17 protein-coding genes and 1 pseudogene are annotated in these 19,161 nt (G+C 61.5%); 10 read left to right on the top strand and 8 right to left on the bottom strand.

Features of this window, described 5'->3' with window-relative positions; translation table 11 throughout:
• The first annotated feature begins 69 nt into the window (after nucleotides 1–69).
• From ACO550_RS25945 to ACO550_RS25925, 5 genes are all read left to right on the top strand, one after another.
• Nucleotides 70–597 (top strand): thiamine pyrophosphate-binding protein, encoded by a 528-nt coding sequence (locus ACO550_RS25945; RefSeq protein ID WP_315597231.1) that lies wholly within the window; start codon nucleotides 70–72, stop codon nucleotides 595–597.
• A gap of 11 nt (nucleotides 598–608) precedes the next feature.
• Nucleotides 609–1,205, top strand: a complete 597-nt coding sequence (locus ACO550_RS25940; protein WP_315597232.1) for a thiamine pyrophosphate-dependent enzyme — start codon at nucleotides 609–611, stop codon at nucleotides 1,203–1,205.
• Between the two features lie 12 nt (nucleotides 1,206–1,217).
• The gene (locus tag ACO550_RS25935; protein ID WP_315597233.1) at nucleotides 1,218–2,849 is read left to right on the top strand and encodes a GMC family oxidoreductase; all 1,632 of its coding nucleotides are present in this window, start codon (nucleotides 1,218–1,220) and stop codon (nucleotides 2,847–2,849) included.
• A gap of 96 nt (nucleotides 2,850–2,945) precedes the next feature.
• Nucleotides 2,946–4,253: an MFS transporter gene (locus ACO550_RS25930; RefSeq protein WP_315597234.1), complete on the top strand. Its 1,308-nt coding sequence runs from the start codon at nucleotides 2,946–2,948 to the stop codon at nucleotides 4,251–4,253.
• A gap of 95 nt (nucleotides 4,254–4,348) precedes the next feature.
• Entirely contained in the window at nucleotides 4,349–5,512 is a 1,164-nt protein-coding gene (locus ACO550_RS25925) for a porin (RefSeq protein ID WP_315597235.1), read from the top strand.
• Between the two features lie 106 nt (nucleotides 5,513–5,618).
• Here ACO550_RS25925 and ACO550_RS25920 read toward each other — a convergent pair.
• Nucleotides 5,619–5,726: pseudogene (locus ACO550_RS25920) on the bottom strand (hypothetical protein); the annotation flags it as partial.
• Between the two features lie 327 nt (nucleotides 5,727–6,053).
• On the opposite strand from ACO550_RS25920, the gene ACO550_RS25915 reads away from it, so the two are divergent.
• Nucleotides 6,054–7,277, top strand: a complete 1,224-nt coding sequence (locus ACO550_RS25915; RefSeq protein ID WP_315597236.1) for an LssY C-terminal domain-containing protein — start codon at nucleotides 6,054–6,056, stop codon at nucleotides 7,275–7,277.
• Nucleotides 7,274–8,482 (top strand): LssY C-terminal domain-containing protein, encoded by a 1,209-nt coding sequence (locus ACO550_RS25910; RefSeq protein ID WP_315597237.1) that lies wholly within the window; start codon nucleotides 7,274–7,276, stop codon nucleotides 8,480–8,482. The genes ACO550_RS25915 and ACO550_RS25910 overlap by 4 nt, the downstream gene beginning before the upstream one ends.
• Before the next feature lie 65 nt (nucleotides 8,483–8,547).
• Here the strand turns inward: ACO550_RS25910 and ACO550_RS25905 are convergent, their stop codons facing one another.
• Together ACO550_RS25905 and ACO550_RS25900 are read right to left on the bottom strand one after the other, a co-directional pair.
• Nucleotides 8,548–9,594 (bottom strand): hypothetical protein, encoded by a 1,047-nt coding sequence (locus tag ACO550_RS25905; RefSeq protein WP_315597241.1) that lies wholly within the window; start codon nucleotides 9,592–9,594, stop codon nucleotides 8,548–8,550.
• A 108-nt stretch (nucleotides 9,595–9,702) separates the two neighbouring features.
• Nucleotides 9,703–11,055 (bottom strand): dicarboxylate/amino acid:cation symporter, encoded by a 1,353-nt coding sequence (locus ACO550_RS25900; protein WP_315597238.1) that lies wholly within the window; start codon nucleotides 11,053–11,055, stop codon nucleotides 9,703–9,705.
• 375 nt (nucleotides 11,056–11,430) lie between these two features.
• Between ACO550_RS25900 and ACO550_RS25895 the strand changes: the two genes are divergently transcribed.
• A complete protein-coding gene (locus ACO550_RS25895; RefSeq protein WP_485995008.1) occupies nucleotides 11,431–11,916 on the top strand; it encodes a MarR family winged helix-turn-helix transcriptional regulator in 486 nt (161 codons plus the stop codon).
• Between the two features lie 46 nt (nucleotides 11,917–11,962).
• Here the strand turns inward: ACO550_RS25895 and ACO550_RS25890 are convergent, their stop codons facing one another.
• The 4 genes from ACO550_RS25890 to ACO550_RS25875 all read right to left on the bottom strand — a co-directional run bounded on the left by ACO550_RS25890 (nucleotide 11,963) and on the right by ACO550_RS25875 (nucleotide 15,974).
• A complete protein-coding gene (locus tag ACO550_RS25890; RefSeq protein ID WP_485995011.1) occupies nucleotides 11,963–12,478 on the bottom strand; it encodes an aromatic-ring-hydroxylating dioxygenase subunit beta in 516 nt (171 codons plus the stop codon).
• An 11-nt stretch (nucleotides 12,479–12,489) separates the two neighbouring features.
• Nucleotides 12,490–13,779 (bottom strand): Rieske 2Fe-2S domain-containing protein, encoded by a 1,290-nt coding sequence (locus tag ACO550_RS25885; protein ID WP_485995006.1) that lies wholly within the window; start codon nucleotides 13,777–13,779, stop codon nucleotides 12,490–12,492.
• A gap of 47 nt (nucleotides 13,780–13,826) precedes the next feature.
• A complete protein-coding gene (locus ACO550_RS25880; RefSeq protein WP_315598895.1) occupies nucleotides 13,827–14,132 on the bottom strand; it encodes a Rieske 2Fe-2S domain-containing protein in 306 nt (101 codons plus the stop codon).
• A gap of 237 nt (nucleotides 14,133–14,369) precedes the next feature.
• Nucleotides 14,370–15,974 (bottom strand): MFS transporter, encoded by a 1,605-nt coding sequence (locus ACO550_RS25875; RefSeq protein ID WP_315598896.1) that lies wholly within the window; start codon nucleotides 15,972–15,974, stop codon nucleotides 14,370–14,372.
• 537 nt (nucleotides 15,975–16,511) lie between these two features.
• Between ACO550_RS25875 and ACO550_RS25870 the strand changes: the two genes are divergently transcribed.
• The gene (locus ACO550_RS25870) at nucleotides 16,512–17,861 is read left to right on the top strand and encodes an MFS transporter (protein WP_315598897.1); all 1,350 of its coding nucleotides are present in this window, start codon (nucleotides 16,512–16,514) and stop codon (nucleotides 17,859–17,861) included.
• Between the two features lie 206 nt (nucleotides 17,862–18,067).
• Nucleotides 18,068–18,592: a MarR family winged helix-turn-helix transcriptional regulator gene (locus tag ACO550_RS25865; RefSeq protein WP_485995007.1), complete on the top strand. Its 525-nt coding sequence runs from the start codon at nucleotides 18,068–18,070 to the stop codon at nucleotides 18,590–18,592.
• Nucleotides 18,593–18,638: 46 nt separating this feature from the next.
• On the opposite strand, the gene ACO550_RS25860 is transcribed toward ACO550_RS25865, so the two are convergent.
• On the bottom strand, nucleotides 18,639–19,154 hold the full coding sequence (locus ACO550_RS25860) for an aromatic-ring-hydroxylating dioxygenase subunit beta (RefSeq protein ID WP_485995011.1): 516 nt from the start codon (nucleotides 19,152–19,154) through the stop codon (nucleotides 18,639–18,641).
• Nucleotides 19,155–19,161 lie beyond the last annotated feature (7 nt).

Raw genomic sequence — 19,161 nt, 5'->3', positions numbered from 1 at the left:
TTTCTTTACAGATTTGCGGGTGGTGCATCCCTAGAATCGCCAGCACATCAATGAATGGCAGGAGACACCATGGCCGACAATCAAGGCATCGGCGCTCGCGCATACATCGACGCGCTACAGCGGGCGGAAGTTAGTCACTTTGTCACGGTGCCGGACTTCGTGCAACTGGCGCTGCATCAGGCCGTCGAGCAAGGCGAAACCGGCCTGAAGCTGGTGCGCACCAGCAACGAGGACCAGGCCGTCTGCGTGGCCGCCGGTCTCACCATCACCGGCGAGCGTCCCCTCATCGTTATCCAGAACCAGGGCCTTTACGCCTGCATCAACACGATTCGTGCGGTGGCGCTGGATGCGCAGATCCCGAGTGTATTCATGATCGGCCAGTTCGGGCGTGAGTACGACAACTTCGGGCGGCCCACCATCGAATCCGGGCGCCGTGTCGTCAACCTGCTGGAGCCGGTGCTCGACACACTGGGCATTCCATTCTGGCAACTGGAGCAGCCCTCGGACCTTGACGCCGTCTCCGCCGCGTTCCATGCAGCGCACAGTCGCCGCATTCCCGCCGCGCTGATTGTTGGCCGTCCCGTGGCCTGGTCCTGAAGGAGATCGACATGCGAATACAAGAAGCCTGTGAACAGATTGCAAAGGCACGCGGCGAGCGTGTGATCGTGGCGACGATGGGCGCGATGTTTGCCTTCGACGTCCTTGGCGTTACCGAGAGACGTCTGAGTTCCGTTCCACTGATGGGTGGCGCGGCCAGCCTGGGATTGGGCCTTGCGCTCGGGCAACCCGACGCGGCCGTGATCGTCGTCGACGGCGATGCCAGCCTGCTGATGCAGTTGGGCGGCCTGGTAACCGTGGCCGATGCGCGGCCCACCAACCTTGTGCATTTCGTAGTGCAAAACGGGGCGCAATTCACCGGGGGGGCCAACTTGTCCGTACCCGGCGGCAAGGACGTGGACTTCTGCGCGATGGCGATGGCCGCGGGCTACGCCAGTGCGCATCGCTTCGACCATGCGGACGCGCTGGCGGAAGCGTTGCCGTCGCTGCTGGCCTTGCCCGGTCCGGTCTTTGTCGCACTGAAGGTGGATCCGGAGCCATCGCGCTTCGGCGTCGACATGCCGCAGCCGGAGATGCCGGACCGTCAATTCCAGCGCATGGGCCTGGAGGCCGAGCAACTCGGCGTCTGGTATGCCTCCTCGCATTGACGGAGCCGCGACGTGCAAACAATCCACTCCGAAACATTCGATTATGTGGTGGTGGGCGCGGGGTCGTCCGGCGCCACGCTGGCAACCCGACTGGCTGAAAGGGGTCGCGGCAAGGTGCTGCTGCTCGAGGCCGGAGCGCCGCGTGACAAGGACTTCTGGGTCACCGTGCCGCTTGGCGTGGCCAAGCTGTTGATGAATCCCGACTACGTATGGCCCTTCACGACGGAGGCCCAGCCGCAATTGGCAGGGCAGAAGATCTACTGGCCGCGCGGCCGTCTGCCGGGCGGCTCAAGCTCGGTCAACGGCATGATCTTTGTGCGCGGCGAGCCTGCAGAGTTCGATCACTGGGCGGCGCTCGGCAACCCCGGCTGGAACTATGCTTCGCTGATGCCATATTTCAAGCGATTGGAGAGCGCTGCAGTCGGCGACGATACGATGCGTGGACGAAGCGGTCCGATCTCGGTCAGCTCGGTGTCGACGGTAAATCCCAATCCGTTGAGCGACGCGTTCGTGACGTCGTGCCAGCAGGCCGGCATACCGGCGGTGCCCGACTACAACGACGGCAGCTATGAAGGGGTCAGCTACCTGCAACTCTCGACTGGCGGCGGCCGCCGCTGCAGCACAGCGGTTGGATACTTGCGTGGCCGCCCCCAGCACCGGCTGACGCTGGCCACGCGGGCCGTCGCCACCCGGGTGCTGTTCGATGGCAGGCGTGCGGTTGGCGTTGAATACGAACAGGATGGTGTCACTCGCCGGGCCATGGCCATGCGCGAGGTCATCCTGAGTGCCGGACCGATCAAGTCTCCGCAACTGCTTGAGCTGTCCGGCGTTGGCGATGGTGGGCGGCTGCAGGCTCTCGGCATTTCGGTTCGGCACCATCTGCCGGGCGTTGGCGAAAATCTGATCGATCATTTGCAGTCGCGCATCACGTTTGCGTGCACCAAGCCAATCACGCTGAACGAGATCGTGCGCAGCCCGGTTCGGCAGGGCGTGATGGGGCTTCGCTACCTGATGACGCGACGAGGGATCATGGCCACGCCGTCGGCATCGGCTCACGCGCTGGCGCGCACGCCGGGCCAGTCGGACCGGCCAGCGGTGAAGATCCAGTTGCACCACCTGACCGGCGCCGACCGCTATGCGGGCAAGGGCTTCGGACTGGACCCGTTTCCGGGCTTTGCCGTGGGCTTCTTCCAGTTGCGGCCAGAGTCGCGCGGCCACCTGCATATCGCAAGCACGGATCCGCACGCCTCGCCGGTCATCGAGCCCCGCTACCTGGACAAGGAAGTCGACAGGCAAGTCATGCTGGAAGCGCTGCGCCTGTCGCGCAAGGTGGCCGCGCAGCAGGGGTTGGCCGACTACGTCGAGCGCGAGACCCGTCCGGGCCCCGACGTCGATGACGACGACGGCCTGCTGCATTACATCAAGGCCTCCGGTCAGACGTCCTGGCATCCGATCGGGACCTGCAAGATGGGTAGCGATCCGATGGCCGTGGTCGACAGCGAACTCCGGGTGCATGGCATCGAGCAATTGCGAGTTGTCGATTCCTCGATCATGCCGACGATGTGCTCGTCCAACACCAACGCCGCGTCGATCATGATCGGCGAGAAGGCTGCAGACATGATCCTTGCCGCGGCGCATCGCTGAGCGGCCGGGAATGGCATGGCAGTACCAGCGTACAGACGCGAAGCCGCGACAAGACGGCGTCAAGCGTCACGTTCGAGGCAACCATCCGGAGACAATATGAGGGCAACATTCGAGCTGTTCAAAGCCTGGCGCATTGCGATCCTGCTGTTCCTGTTCATGGTCGTAAACTTCCTGGACAAGATCGTTATCGGGCTGCTCGCCGTGCCGATGATGGAAGAGTTGCAACTGACGCCCGCGAAGTTCGGCATGGTTGCCGGCAGCTTCTTCTGGCTCTTCGCGATTGCTGGCGTGGCCGGTGGCTTCCTGGCCAATCGCGTCAGCACCGCCAGGATCCTGCTGGTGATGGCCCTGGCATGGTCGGTGTTCCAGATTCCGCTGGCGCTGTCGTCAAGCCTGGCCGTACTGATCGGCGCACGCGTGCTGCTCGGGATTGCCGAGGGGCCGGCGTTCCCGGTGGCCGTGCATGCCTGCTACAAGTGGTTTCCGGACGACAAGCGCAATGTGCCCGTGGCGTTCTTCTCGCAAGGCGGCAGCATCGGTCTGTTGATCGCCGGCATTGTCATTCCGTTGATCTCCGCGCACTGGGGCTGGCGGGCCAACTTCTACGTGCTCTCCGGTGTGGGGCTGGTCTGGGCCATCCTGTGGATGGCGCTCGGGCGGGAAGGGCGGATCGAAGCTAGCGAGATGCCAGCGGCGCGGCAGGCGGAAACGGCGACGGTGCCCTATCGCAAACTGCTGACGGACAGGACGGTGCTGTCGTGCTTTCTACTGCATTTCGTCGCGTATTGGGCCCTGGCGCTGACGCTGACATGGTTGCCGGCGTACTTGCAGCGCGGGCTCGGCTATACCGGCATCGAGGCGGGGCGACTGTTTGCGGCGACGGTCGGGATCAGCATGCCCATCGTGATTGGCAACTCGTGGCTGACACAGCGAATGCTCAACAGCGGCGTCTCGTCGCGAGCGGCCAGGGGCTACTTCTCGGCCGCTACGCTCGTGCTCGCTGGTGCCGCGTTCCTGCTGGTCTGGCGGGCCGAACTGGCCCCGATCTGGCGCGTGGTGCTGATCGGCGTGGCAGTGGGCATCGCGCCGACCATTTACTCGCTGGGGCCGGCCATGCTGGCTGAGGTCACGCCGGGCGCGCAACGTGGCGCAATCCTGGCCATCGACAATTCCATTGCCTCGGTCGCTGGCGTGCTGGCGCCGCTGGTATCGGCATTCTTCATCGAAGGCATCGGCGGGGCGGCGGGCTACCAGGCCGGCTTCGCGTTCTGCGGCGTCATCATGGTCGGCGGTGGCTTGCTTGGCGCGTTGGCCATCAATCCAGAGCGATCGGCTCGTCGCCTGCACAACACCTTGAGGCCTCGCCCGATGCCACAGCGCGACCAGCATCCCGTCGCCGGCTGACGTCGTATGCGGACAAGGATGGGCAAATGAAGCATCGCCCCGGCAATTTCGTCGGGGCTTCAAATCGCAAAACTAGAAAGATGGGGAGACTAACGATGAAGCGATCAGTCCTTGGACTGGCGGCGGCAATGGGCTGTCTTGGCACGGTGCACGCGCAGTCGAGTGTGACGCTGTATGGCGTGGCCGATGCGAACATCGAGTACGCGAGCCATGTGGGCGTGGTGCCCACGGCTGCCAACGGTTTCAATTCCGGGCCGTCACACGGCGTTGTTCGGATGGACACTGGTGGGTATGCGGGTTCCCGGTGGGGGATCCGCGGCACCGAGAATCTTGGCAGTGGCTTGTCGGCGATGTTCGTGCTGGAAAGCGGGTTCAACCTCGATACCGGCACCATGCAACAAAGCGGCCGGCTGTTTGGACGTCAAGCCTATGTTGGCATGGCGTCACCGTATGGCCAGGTCATGCTTGGCCGCCAGTACACGTCGATATTTGAAGCACTGGCCAACTTCGTGCCGATGGCTTACGCCACCCAGTACGAGCCCGTTGCGTTCATGGCCGGTGCCAATTTCCGCGAGGACAACACCGTGAAATACTCGGGCCAGTTCGGCCCCGTCACGGCGCTGGCGCACTGGTCGTTCGGCACGGGACTGGCGCTACCTGCCACGGTCGGCGTGGCCACGCCGATTGGTGGCAACGGCGAAGTCCCCGGGCAAGCACGGCGCGACTCCGCCTATGGTGCGGCGCTGGTCTTCACGCAGGGCCCGCTTGCCTTCACGGCGGGCTATGACCAGTTCGATCCCACCATTGGTACAGGCAGCGGCACCGTGAAGAAAGCCGTCTTCGGTGGGAGCTACGCCCTCAACCAGACTCTCAAACTGATGGGAGGGTACCGATGGGGCCAGAACAAGGGCCAGGCGGGCAACCTGATCCAGCGTGACGACTACTATTGGGTGGGCGCAACGTGGCAGGCAACCCCGGCACTCTCGTTGTCGATGGAATACAACTACGACAACCTCAAGAGCCTGTATGGCAACACCCAACTCGCAAATCCCTGGCAGGTCGCGGTGATCTCGGACTATGCGTTTTCAAAGCGCACCGACGTCTACTTTAGCGCTGCCTACGCGAAGAATGCCGGCCTGACATTCGATTCGGTGGCGAACGTCTACGCCACGTCATTGTCGCTGGGCACCAGCTATGCGCTGGCCAATGGTCAGAGCTCGATGCTCGGCGTTGCAGTAGGGGTACGCCACAAGTTCTGACGCCGTTGTTGCCGAGGCAGCCCGCTCTGCGGCGGGTCGGAATGGGCCGCTTGCCCTCAGTCGGAATCCCGTTGGACTCAAGCCCCGCTGGCGCCTTGGGTCCAACATGGATCGACACACCGCCATCCGGATTCCGCTTCATCTTCTCCAGATCGTACGAGGACAGGGTGGTTCGGTTTGAATCACTGTAGATGAAGGAGCGTGCGCTTTGCAACAAGGCGGAAGCACGCGGCGCGCCCGCGACCGCGGTACATGTCCGCGACATCGTGAAGCAGGTCGATGCCTTCGCGAGAACGGATGACCACGAACTTTGATTTCACGCGCCTCTCTCAGGCCATCGCATAGCGGCACCAAATGTGCTCGCCATCTTCTATGCTTGATGGAGCAATCTGCGCATCCGATTTGCCTGTGCCCGTCTCGTGCGCCTTACTTACTGACGTTAGCCGCGATGTACCACTTCACCCCCCCGGTAGTCTTGCTCGTCGTCTGCTGCCTTGCAGCATGTGCAAACGCACCGGCAGCGCCGGACAGTGGGGATTACATGCAGCGAGTGGAAGCGCGGGCCGAAGGACCGCTGCGCGTCGCCACGGTTGTTCTGTCCGATGCCGAAAGCCGGCAGGTCTATGGGGTGCCGCTTGGTGAAAAGGGCATCCAGCCAGTCTGGATTGAAGTTCGCAATGACGATGCGCGCGCGTACTACCTGATGTCGCCAGGCCTGGACCCAGCGTTTTTTCCCGCATCTGAGGCGGCCGAAGCCTTTGCGACGGGGAGCGCCGCCGAGCGTGCCGCGATCACCGAACGGTTTGCAAGCCTGGCATTTCGCAACCCGATCGCGCCCGGCAAGACCGTTTCTGGCTTCGTGCTCACGCCTGTCGCCGAAGGCGTCAAGCTGGTGCAGATTGACCTTGTGGCCAGCGGCCACGCTCATACGTTTTCCATCCTGACCACCGTGCCGGGCTTCCGCTCCGACTACCGCGCCACTGAGGTCTTCCGGCGCGATATCTATCCTCCGGAATCCATCGTCGACTACACCGATGATGATGCCTTTCGCGCGGCGCTTGAAGCGTTGCCATGCTGTGTGACAAATCGCGACGGCGACCGCAAGGGCGATCCGCTCAACCTGGTGGTGGTGGGCGGCTTGGACGATGCGTTTCCGGCGCTGGTGCGGCGCGGCTGGCGGCCGACAGAGCAGAAATGGTCGGGTGCGATCTTCAAGATGGTGACCTCGGCATTGTCGGGCGAGCGCTACGTCAATGCGCCTGTGAGCGATCTGTATCTGTTCGGCCGTGCACAGGACCTGGCGCTGCAGAAAGCGCGCGACACCATTCACCAGCGCAACCACCTGCGACTCTGGCTCAGCCCGATGCGCTACCACGGCAAACCGGTATGGATCGGACAAATCAGTCGCGATATCGGCAGTCGCATGACGATCCATTCGCCGACACTGACCACCCACAAGATCGATCCGGACGTAGACGAGGCGCGCACGGCGCTGACCGAGGACTTGGCCTATTCGCAAAACCTGGCCAGGGTAGGGCGTGTGGGCGGGGTCGGCGCCGCCCCACAAGCCGCACCTCGCGCCAACCTGACAACTGACCCGTACTACACCGACGGCTACCGGCAAGTGCTGATCTTCGATCGCACGCCGACGTCGCTTTCCGAAGTCGAGTTTCTTTGGGGCGCTGGTTCTGGACCGGAGAAGTTGCCCCCTGCGTCCGCGGCATCGCAGCCCACCTTGGCGCCTGCGAAGGATGCGCGGCGATGACCCTGCGAATGCGCCGCGCTGCAACTTGCGTCCTGTTGATGGCGCTATCGGCGTGTACGACCTGGCAACAACCGGAGACCTTCGATGTCGCGCCGGTACGCGCCCGTGCGGTCAGCGCGACGAACCGGGGTGTCACTATCAGTGCCTCGGTGTTGAGCGCCGAAGATGGGCAGCGGATGTACGGCGCAAACATCGTTGCCGCCCGTGTGCAACCCGTCTGGTTCGAAGTCACCAATCGCACGGACAAGCCATTGTGGCTGCTGCGATCGGGTACCGACCCCGACTATTTCTCGCCGCTCGAAGTCGCGTGGTCGTTTCATTCCGCGCTGGGAGGCGCCAGCAATCAGCAGATAGACAACTATTTCAACGCACGCGCCTTTCAAAACCCTGTTCCACCGGGTGCCACACATTCCGGGGTACTGTTCACCAATCCCGACCACATTACCAAGCTCGTCAATGTCGATCTGGTCGGTACGCGGGAGATGATTCCGTTCACGCTGTTCGTGCCGGTGCCCGGCGACGTTGCCGACGTACGCTTCGCGCAGCGTTCGTTCCAGTACGCGCCGTCGCAGATGACCGACGTTGCCGACCTGGCGGCGCTCCGCGCGGCAATCGAGAAATTGCCTTGCTGTGCCACGGACGCCGCAGGCACGACGCCTGCCGATCCGCTGAACGTGGTGGTCGTGGGTAACCTGGAGGACATCGCGGCGGCGATGGTGCGCCGCAGCTATCGCCGCAACGCGCGCCCAATCGACTTCAAGCAGCATTTATTCGGGCGCCCGCCGGACGTGGTGGTGCGCAAGCAGGCGCAGATGGGAGCGCCTGCCACGTGGCTGCGAGCGTGGGTGACGCCGCTACGTTTTCAAGGTCGGGACGTATATGTCGCGCAGGTCGGCCGTCCAGTTGGTGGACGCTTCATTTCTCGCAACGATCCCAATCCAATGCTGCAGTCCGACGTGGACGAAGCCCGCAACCTGTTCATCCAGGACATAATTTATTCCGGAGGACTCGACAAGGTTGGCTTTGCCGCTGGCGTGGGCGTGGCGACTGTCGCGCAACCGCGGCAGTCGCTCGGCGAATCGCGTTACGCCACCGACGGCTTGCGAGCCGTGCTGTTCTTTGCCACACGCCCGCTGAGTTTGTCTGACGTGCAGATCCTGGACTGGGTGCCGTACCTGGAGCAACGCGAGCGTGCCGCGCCGTAGCGCCTGGACGGTCACGCTAGCCAGATTCTCTCGAATATCTGGAGGAATGGCGCGGCGGAAAATGACTATCCCGGCTCTCTCTCATTTTCAGCAAGGTCTTCCTCGATGAAACGCAGCAGTGATTCGGTAAGTGCCTCGCGGGGATAAGCATTTTGGGTCACAACTAGCGCACCGATTGTCTCGTGCGAGCGCGCAATGGGCACGGCGAGCGCCCAGTGGTCCGCATTGACGTAGCCCACCAGAGTGCTTCCGGGTATGACTTGGTCATAAAAGATGACCTGACTGTCGTTGCGTGCATCAACGCTCGCCAATTTGTTGTAGCTGGACACGAGAATCGAGGAAATACGCTCTGGCTGGGGAAAGGTGACAAGCGAGTAGTAGTGCAGGCTGGGTGGTAGTGGATTGTGCGCCAACCACTCCTTGCGTACCGCAGGCCTCAGGCTCTGCACGGCGCCCCGATCCCCCGACTCGCATGTCGCTCCCGGGAAGTGACGTAGTAGGTCAGCTTGGTATTGCTCTGCGTCGTTGGCGAGTGGCGATCCACCAATTGCTCCCGCCGCGCTGACCACGGCCGCGATGCGGCCGCGAATTTCCGGATACGCGGTTACCGCTTCGAGGATGTCGGGCGCCCCTTTTGAATATCCAATCAGCACGATGCGGGCCTCCATCGGGGCCGACGGTGTTGCCATGATCGCATCACGGATCTGGCGTGCGTTTGTCGCGGAACTCGACAATGCATCGACCTTTAGCAGTTGCACGTCATAGCCGAACCGCTGTAAGTGCCGCGCGACGGTTTCCGGTGGGCTCAGCCATGCCTTTATGCACTCATATCCGATGCCTGGTACCAACATGGCGACGAGATGGCGCCTGGATTCCCCCAGGTAGACCGGCTTGCCAATGCCGGCAGGTTCGGTGCCGACGCGGGCTAGTGCATCGTGGCAGGGCCGGTAATCTGGAAGCGTGGTGCCGCGAGCCTCCAGCACGGCGCAATAGATTTCACGGAAGCGCGCCCGCTTGTCTTCAACACCTATCTGCGATACCGGCATGAGTGCGAGTGGCGGCGTATCGACAGAGTACGGGACGAGCGGCTTCGTGGAGCAAGCCCCTAGCATCAGTAGAACGACGAAGGCACGGGCCAGGCGATGGACGAGATTCAATGGCCGGCCTTCTTCCAGGTTGCGCATCTGCAACATTTCCAATTTTCGCCAGTTTGCGACGGCTCACCGCGCCATCGGCCTGTCATCAGCCGGCATATGAGCCGCAACCTGGTCCAGCACCACTTCGGGTTCATCAGCCTCGATACCCGATTCGTTGTTCAGCCTGCGATTCATTTGCTCGACATCGAGATCACCCGTCCATTTCGCCACTACGACCGTGGCCACGCCGTTGCCAATCAGGTTGGTCAGGGCGCGTGCCTCCGACATGAAGCGGTCAATGCCCAGAATCAGGGCCAAGCCTGCCACGGGAACATGTCCCACCGCCGACAGCGTGGCCGCCAGCACGATGAAGCCACTGCCGGTGACGCCGGCCGCGCCCTTTGAGGTTAGCAGCAGCACCGCGAGCAGGGTCAGTTGCTGCAACAGGGTCATGTCGGTGTTGGTGGCCTGGGCGATGAACACTGCCGCCATGGTCAGGTAGATGGACGTGCCATCCAGATTGAAGGAATAACCGGTGGGAATCACGAGTCCGACAACGGATTTGCGGGCGCCCAGGTTCTCCAGTTTGGCCATCATGCGCGGCAGCACGGATTCGGAGGACGACGTGCCCAGCACGATCAGCAGTTCTTCCTTGATGTACTTGATGAACTTCCAGATCGAGAAACCGTGTAGTTTCGCGATGGTGCCCAGCACTACGAAGATAAAGAGCAGGCAGGTGGCATAGAAGGTCGCCATTAACTGGCCAAGCTGCAGCAGCGAGCTCACGCCATATTTGCCGATGGTGAAAGCCATCGCGCCGAAGGCGCCAATCGGTGCCACCTTCATGATGTAGCCGACGATGGTAAACAGCACGTGCGAGAACTTCTCTATGAAGTCGAACACCAGTGTGCCGCGGCCACCGAACCTGTGCAGCGCGAATCCGAACATCACCGCGAACAGCAGCACCTGCAGGATTTCACCCTTGGCAAACGCATCGACCACGGTGTTTGGAATCACGTGCAGCAGAAAATCGACCGTGCCTTGCATCTTGCCAGGCTCGGTGTAGGCGGCGATTCCCTTCGTGTCGAGCGTGGAGGGGTCGACGTTCATGCCCGCGCCAGGCTTGACGATATTGATGATCAGCAGGCCAACCAGTAGCGCAATGCTGCTCACCACTTCGAAGTACAGCAGCGCCAGCCCGCCTGTCTTGCCGACCTTCTTCATGTCTTCCATGCCGGCGATGCCAACCACGACCGTGCAGAAGATAATCGGGGCGATGATCATCTTGATCAGCTTGATGAAGCCGTCGCCCAACGGTTTCATCGCCTCGCCGGCTTGGGGGTAGAAATGGCCAAGAATGACACCGAGGATAATGGCGGTGATGACCTGGAAGTAGAGGGACTTGTAGAGCGGCTTCGCGTGTTCGTCGTTTCCCATCATCGTCTCCATTGCTGGTTCACTGTCGGATGAGCGGACGCGCTGTCCAATATTATTGGCGCGTACATGCCTGAACGCGCTTCGAGGAGCCGGACACTGCAGGCAACAGTCTTCGCGCAGTCTGATATAGCGTATGTCAGCGCGCCTTTATCTTCCAAACCGCAACCAACAAAAAAGTTCTTGCTGTTACGGGGATTGCGCTATACCAATGCTAGAACGGCGGACTGTGAATTGCGAGGCAGTGCTGTTGAGAGCAAGTTGGTATTTTGCTGGGTTGAGTGCTTCCGTCCATATATACTGTCAGTGTGCTAACAAACTATAAATGTCATGCCAGTTAGGAGACAGTCGAACGAAACGTCTAAAGTTGTTTCCGCAATGGATGAACGCGGGATTGAGGACGATCCTGCCAAGGAATTGCTCTGGGCGCGACCGGGCTTCCTGGTCCGACGCCTGCACCAGATCCACGTCGCGATGTTCTTTGAAGAGTGCAAGGCCCTTAACATCACGCCGGTCCAGTACGCAATCCTGACCGTGCTCTCGGTTATGCCTGGACTGGATCAGACCTCACTGGGGCAGGAAGTCGGCCTCGATCGCACGACCACGGCGGATGTCGTACGCCGTCTGGAGGAACGCGGGCTGCTCGAGCGGCGTGAGAACCCTGCGGACCGCCGTACGCGGCATGTCTTTCTCACCAAGGAAGGCAAGAGCGTTGTGGTGTCGCTGCGTGCGGACATGGCGCGAGCGCAGGAGCGGATGCTTGCGCCGCTCAAGCCGGCGCAGCGCGAGACGTTCATGACGCTGCTGTCGACCCTGGTGGAGGCGAACAACCAGTACAGCCGCACGATACTGCGCGGGGTGTGAACCGGGAGCGGGCCGCAGGCGCGCATCCGGTTCTGGCCGTTTGGCCTCAGACGGGATAGACGAGGTCGTTGGCGATGATGGTGGTGTCGTAGACGGCCTGGCGCTCGGCGAGCAGCAGGGTGTCGCGCACGCGGCGATAGCGGTCGTGGTAGGTACCGGCCATGTGGATGGTGGTGGGAGCTTCGACGAGGGTCTGCAGCAGCAGGAAGTTGGCCTGGGCGAGGATCTCGCCTTCGGCCGTCTCGTCGATGACACGGGTGTTGGTCACCAGATGCAGGTTGTAGCGCGGGGCGAACATCTGCGTGTTGGCGATGGCGGCGGCGCGGTCGCGCATCATGCCGATGCCCTGGGCATAGACGAGGCCGACGGGCAGGTTGAGCTCGGCGTTCTCGCGGGCGGTGATGCGATAGATCGCGTCCTCGGTAAAGAAGCTGGGCCATTGCTCGACGGCGCCGGCGTCGAGGACGGCGCAGTACTCGGCATGGAAGGACTCGATCTCCAGGCGCAGCTCGAGGGCCCGTGCGGGGCGCAGGGTGCTGGGGCGATAGATGGCGTAGTTCATCGGTTTCATGTTCAGAATCCCATCACGCCGCGGTAGTACTGGTACATGGCGCGGATGGCGGACTCGGAGATGAGTGAGTTGGCGGTGCCGATGTGGTTGGCGTCGAGCTTGATGACGTTGAGATCGGTGCTGGAGCGGCGCACGCCTTCCTGGACGAACTTCATTGCTTCGTTGTCTTCGAGGCCGAGGAATCCTGCGGGGCCCATGAGGTTGCCCTGGCGCAGACGGTGCTGTGTCATCTCCTCGGAGTCGTCCTCGTAGCCGAACATGGTCCAGAGCATGATCATGCTGTTGGGGCCGTTGGGGACGATCTGGCGCACGCCGAGGGTGTTCATCTCGCGCTGCACGATGAGGTTGGGCCAGACGGTCTGCATGGTGACCGACCATGGCGAGTCGAATTCCCGGATGTATTCGAGGAACCGATCATCCTCCAGGCGCATGCCCTCGTGGTAGGAGCGCATTTCCTTCTTGTTCTCGTCGCTGACGGCGGCGTACTTGTCTTCCTTCTTGGCCGAGGCCATGGTGCCATGGCGGCCGTGCACGGGGTCGGCGATCATGGCGGACTCGTTGCCGGCGACCAGCAGGCCGAAGACGACGAGGAACGAGTGCAGCAGGGTGGCGTGGTAGGGGTCCTTCAGGTTCTCGTGGTACATCTTCCAGTTACACGGCAGCTCGTTCTTGTAGTAGCCGAGCACCTTGAGGGGCTTGCCGTTGAAGACGATGTCGAAGTCCTTGAGGATATCGGGAGTCAGGTAGGTTTCGAGGTCCTCCACATCGTCGGAGTAGGAGGCGAAGATCACACCGTTGCGGGTGGTGACGTTGAGCTTGAGCAGGCCGTGGTCTTCGTTGCGGAAGTCCTTGGGCATGCCGCCGGCGCGGTTGACGCCGCGCTTGAAGGGCACGCCCTGGAGATTGCCCTTGAGATCGTAGGACCACTGGTGGTAGGGGCAGACGAATTCCTTGGTGTTGCCCTGGCTGTGACGGCAGAACTCGGCACCGCGGTGTGCGCAGCGGTTCTCGAAGACGTTGATGCTGCGGTCCTCGGCGCGGGAGACGACGACGGGGGTGGATCCGACATAGGAGCGTTTGTAGTCGCCGGGGTTGGGGATCTCGGCCTCGAGGGCGACGTAGTTCCATGAGCGGCCGCGGAAGATCTTGTCGAGTTCGAGGTCGTGGACCTGCTGGCTGGTATAGACCCAGTCGGGGATGTAGTGCAGTGCATCGGCGGGCCACTGATGGTCGACCAGCTCCGCGTCCTTGCGCCCCAGCGTGTGGTGGATGACGGCTTGCGATTGATACATGAATCGTTCCTGAGGTATGTGGTGACGCGTATGTCGATCCATTACGCCTAGATTTCGACCCAGACGCGATCGTTCTCGATCTTTACCGGATAGATGCGGATGTCCTGCGTTGCCGGGGCGCACATGGCTTTGCCGGTGCGGATGTCGAATTTCGCTTGATGAAGCGGACACTCGATGCACCCGTCTTCCAGGTAACCGTCAGACAAAAGCGCATACTGGTGCGTGCAAACATTGTCGGTCACGAAGAACTGGTCTTCCGATCGAAATACAGCGAGTTGGTGCTCGCCGAGCGTGACGGGTATGACGTCGTCGTTCTGAAGACCGCTCGCCGTCTCAAGTTCAATCCAGGCCATGGGGCACTCCTTTGTTATTCGTCAGTACACTGATGATAATTGTTAGTGTACTGCACTGTTGGGGTCGAGGCATTCTCGTTAACCCGAAAGATGTCAAAACTTGGCGCAAAGCTGCAGGAAGTTGCGGAAAGCTGCGGGAACGTCGCGAACCGAGGCGTCGCAAGCTTCCGCAGTTCGACCGGAGGCGTGCAGGAGAGGGAGCAGGGAGCAGATAGATCCGCTCCCTGGTCGGGAGTGCTAGATCGAGAGGTCGCGTCCCCGCGTCTCGGGAACGAACAGCATGCCGATGATGAAGGCCGCACCGGCGATGATCACCGGATACCACAGGCCGTAATAGACGTTCCCGCTTGACACGTTCATGGCTGTGACGACGAAGGAAAGCATTCCACCGACCCAGCCGGCGCCGAGGTGAAAGGGTAGCGAAAGCGAGGTATATCGGACCCGCGCAGGGAACAGTTCCACCATGAATGCTGCCATCGGACCATACACCATGGCGAGCAGAAGGATAGGTAGCAGCAGTAGTACGAACAGCATGAAGTGGTTGATCCGGCCGGGATCCGCATGCTCTGGCCATCCGGCGTCCTTGAGAGCCTGCCGGATGGCTTCGCGATCAAATCCTTGCAGCGTGCGCTGACCAATCCGGACTTGCGCAGGTGCGGTGCCGTCCGTGGCCACAAAGTTGTAACCGACGCCAAGATCGGTAAGGTAGCCGCGGATCTTGTCGCAATCGGAGACCGGATCGCCAAAGAGGCGTGCCTTGCAGTCGCCGGCCTTTACCTGGACGGCGTCCTGCTGCTGGAATTGCTCGAGCGCCGGATTGGCATAGTGGGTCAAGCCCTTGAAAATGGGCTGGAACGACAAGGCAGCCAGCAGGCAGGCGGCCATCATGATGTACTTGCGCCCAATCCGGTCCGAGAGCCAGCCGAAGAAGAGGTAGCACGGCGTGGCGACAACCAACGCGATCGCAATGAGCTTGTGCACCGTTTCGATCGGGACCTGGAGCGTCTTGTTCACGAAGAACATCGTGTAGAAGTGTCCGGTGCCGAAGATCGCGCCGAGTCCCGCAGCGACAACGAAGAGAAGCAGCACGTACTTTGCATTGTCCCAGCGCAGGAAGCTCTCGCGGATTGGGGATTTGGCGGTCGTGTTGCTCGCCTTCATGCGAACAAACACCGGTGATTCATGGAGCTTGCCTCGGATGTAGACGGAGATTACAAGCATCACCAATGACACGATGAACGGTATCCGCCACCCCCACGCGCGGAACTCCACTTCCGTCAGGCATGTTTTCAGCAGATAGACCACGAAAAGCGACGACAATAACCCAAGCGTTGCCGTGGTCTGGAGAGAGCTCGTGTAGAGCCCTCGCTTGTCCGTCGGTGAATGCTCGGCGACGTAGGTCACAGCGCCGCCGACCTCACCGCCCAGGGCAAGGCCCTGCAGGAGTCGCAGGAGCACAAGCAAGATCGTGGCAGCGATACCGATCTGCTCGTACGTGGGCAATACGCCGACACCTACGGTGGCAACACCCATCAGCAAGATCGTGACCAGGAACGTGTACTTGCGCCCGATCATGTCGCCAAGTCGCCCGAAGAGCAGGGCGCCAACCGGACGTATCAGAAAGCCTGCGCCGAAGGTCGCCAGGCTCGCGAGAAATGCCGCCGTCTCGTTTCCTTTCGGGAAGAACAGTACCCCGAAATAGCCTGCCAACGCGGCATAGATGTAAAAGTCGTACCACTCCATCAATGCACCAAACGAGGAGGCCAAGATGACCTTGCGCTCTTCGGCAGTCATGCTGGATGTCGATGTACGCGCTTTATCGCGAGTCAGACCGATTGTCATGTTGGGGGCCCTTGGCAAGTCTTTTTAAGCGTCCAGTTAAATCATCAGCATACTGAACATACAAGTCAGTGTACTGAGCGATTTCTTAAGCGGTTATTGGTGTTAACCCCTCTGCAAATCACCTTGCGTTCCCGGCGCCGCACTGACTAGAATTTTGCGAACTATTCAGTGTACTGATTAGTTACTGCGAGTAGACGGATGACCGAAGTCCGCGACGCAGGCCGCCTTAGCGATAACCGGAGCCCCCGTCCATGGCAAGTACCCACCGCCTCGTTTCGCAGGCAACGCCCGGCCACTGAAGTCGGGCGGATGGAGAAGCTTTGCCGCTGCGCCTGCGACCAGGCAGCAGCATCACGCCCAGTGCTAACGCGCTGATTCGTAGACCGTCATCTTGATTCCCGCCCGAGATGACTTTCTCTCGTGGCCGGCTCACGCCGGCGTTTTGGGTCCTTGTGCGCATCCTCGTGTGCCGCATTCACCGTTGTCCTGGTGGAGCCGCCTGATAAGCCGGCAACACCGCTTACGCTTCGAAACACTATGAACTCACCGACGTACAAAGCCGGCAGCCCATCGGACAGCAAATCGCTGTCACGCAACGACATCAAAACGCTTTCGCTTGCCTCACTAGGCGGAGCGCTGGAGTACTACGATTTCATCGTGGCGGTGTTCTTTACGAAACTACTTGCCACGGTGTTCTTTCCGCCCAACACACCTGAATGGCTCGCGCAACTGGAGGTGTTTTGCATCTTCGCGGCGGGGTATCTCGTACGCCCGATCGGTGGCATTTTCTTCGCCCATTTTGGCGATCGCATTGGCCGCAAGAAGATGTTTGCCCTGAGCCTCTTCCTCATGGCAGTGCCAACCCTGGTAATCGGCATGCTCCCAAGCTACGAAATGCTTGGCGTCGCCGCGCCGTTGCTGTTCCTGGTGTGTCGCGTTCTGCAAGGACTGTCGGTCGGCGGCGAAGTGCCGGGCGCCTGGATCTTCTGCGCCGAGCACGTGCGCCGCAATCGCATTGGCCTCGCTTGCGGGTTGTTGATGGGTGGCTTGTGCACCGGCATCCTGCTCGGTGCGCTGAGTGCCAAGTTCCTCACCGCGAACCTGCCGGCGGACGATCTTCGATCGTGGGGCTGGCGTCTGCCGTTCATTGCAGGCGGCGTATTCGGACTGATCTCTGTCTATCTGCGCCGCTTCCTTCACGAAACGCCGGTGTTCGAGTCGCTGCGTGAGAAACGTGTGGCGACAGCCAAACTGCCACTCTCCATCGTGCTTTCGCAGCACCGCGGCGCTGTGCTTGTCTCCATGCTTGCGACCTGGGTTTTCTCCGGCGTCTTCGTACTGTATTTCCTCTACACCCCGACATACTTGCAGGCGCAATTCGGCGTCGATGCAAAGACCGTGTTCACGATGAACTCGTGGTCGATCCTGATGCTGATTCTCGGGAGCATTTTCGTCGGGTGGGCTGCGGACATTTTTGGTGGTGGTCGATCGTTCGCTGTCGGCAGCGCCGCGATGCTGGCGGTGGCTGGCACGTTCTACTTCAAGCTCATCACCGGTGCAGGCGTATCCTGGCCGCTATACATCGTGGGTGGGTTCCTCATCGGAACGATTACGTTGGCCCCGTACATCATCGTGCGGAGTTTTCCTGCGGAAGTGCGGTTTACCGGCTTTGCGCTCAGCTACAACACTGCATACGCAATCTTTGGCGGAACGGCGCCCGCAGTTGCGGCGTACCTGGTAGGCAAGCAGGGCCTGGTTGCGGCGCCGGCCTATTACCTTGCCGCATTGTGTGTACTGGGCATCCTTGTCGGATTCGGGTGGCGTGCGCCTGAAGACGTTGCAGTCGGAGCGTCGCAAGGTCTTGGTGCTGTCCCGAAAGGTAGCTGACTACCGCTCTGAATATTGGCATCGCCGCGCCTCGCACACCTAGCGTGCGGGTAGCGGTCCCGCTGCCGAGAGTCGTCTACCGGCTCTCGGCCTTCTCCATGCGGAACCGCTTCATTACCTCGGATCCAGGTTAGAGCCCTCGAAGAAGGCGCTGTTGGCACTCTCCTCTATACTTGTAAGTGTGCAAACAAACGTGAAGAACCGATATGCCACCAAGAGGCAAACGCAGTACGCAGCCGAATGATCGCGTGGAGACCGCGGCGGAAGCCGATCCGGCCAAGGAGTTGCTCTGGGCGCGACCGGGCTTCCTGGTCCGACGCCTGCACCAGATCCACGTCGCGATGTTCTTTGAAGAGTGCAAGGCCCTTAACATCACGCCGGTCCAGTACGCAATCCTGACCGTGCTCTCGGTTATGCCTGGACTGGATCAGACCTCACTGGGGCAGGAAGTCGGCCTCGATCGCACGACCACGGCGGATGTCGTACGCCGTCTGGAGGAACGCGGGCTGCTCGAGCGGCGTGAGAACCCTGCGGACCGCCGTACGCGGCATGTCTTTCTCACCAAGGAAGGCAAGAGCGTTGTGGTGTCGCTGCGTGCGGACATGGCGCGAGCGCAGGAGCGGATGCTTGCGCCGCTCAAGCCGGCGCAGCGCGAGACGTTCATGACGCTGCTGTCGACCCTGGTGGAGGCGAACAACCAGTACAGCCGCACGATACTGCGCGGGGTGTGAACCGGGAGCGGGCCGCAGGCGCGCATCCGGTTCTGGCCGTTTGGCCTCAGACGGGATAGACGAGGTCGTTGGCGATGATGGTGGTGTCGTAGACGGCCTGGCGCTCGGCGAGCAGCAGGGTGTCGCGCACGCGGCGATAGCGGTCGTGGTAGGTACCGGCCATGTGGATGGTGGTGGGAGCTTCGACGAGGGTCTGCAGCAGCAGGAAGTTGGCCTGGGCGAGGATCTCGCCTTCGGCCGTCTCGTCGATGACACGGGTGTTGGTCACCAGATGCAGGTTGTAGCGCGGGGCGAACATCTGCGTGTTGGCGATGGCGGCGGCGCGGTCGCGCATCATGCCGATGCCCTGGGCATAGACGAGGCCGACGGGCAGGTTGAGCTCGGCGTTCTCGCGGGCGGTGATGCGATAGATCGCGTCCTCGGTAAAGAAGCTGGGCCATTGCTCGACGGCGCCGGCGTCGAGGACGGCGCAGTACTCGGCATGGAAGGACTCGATCTCCAGGCGCAGCTCGAGGGCCCGTGCGGGGCGCAGGGTGCTGGGGCGATAGATGGCGTAGTTCATCGGTTTC

The sequence above is a fragment of the Cupriavidus sp. genome, from assembly GCF_057315035.1.
The sequence above is the reverse complement of the archived record's forward strand: the minus strand, read 5'-3'. Positions and strand labels throughout refer to the sequence as shown.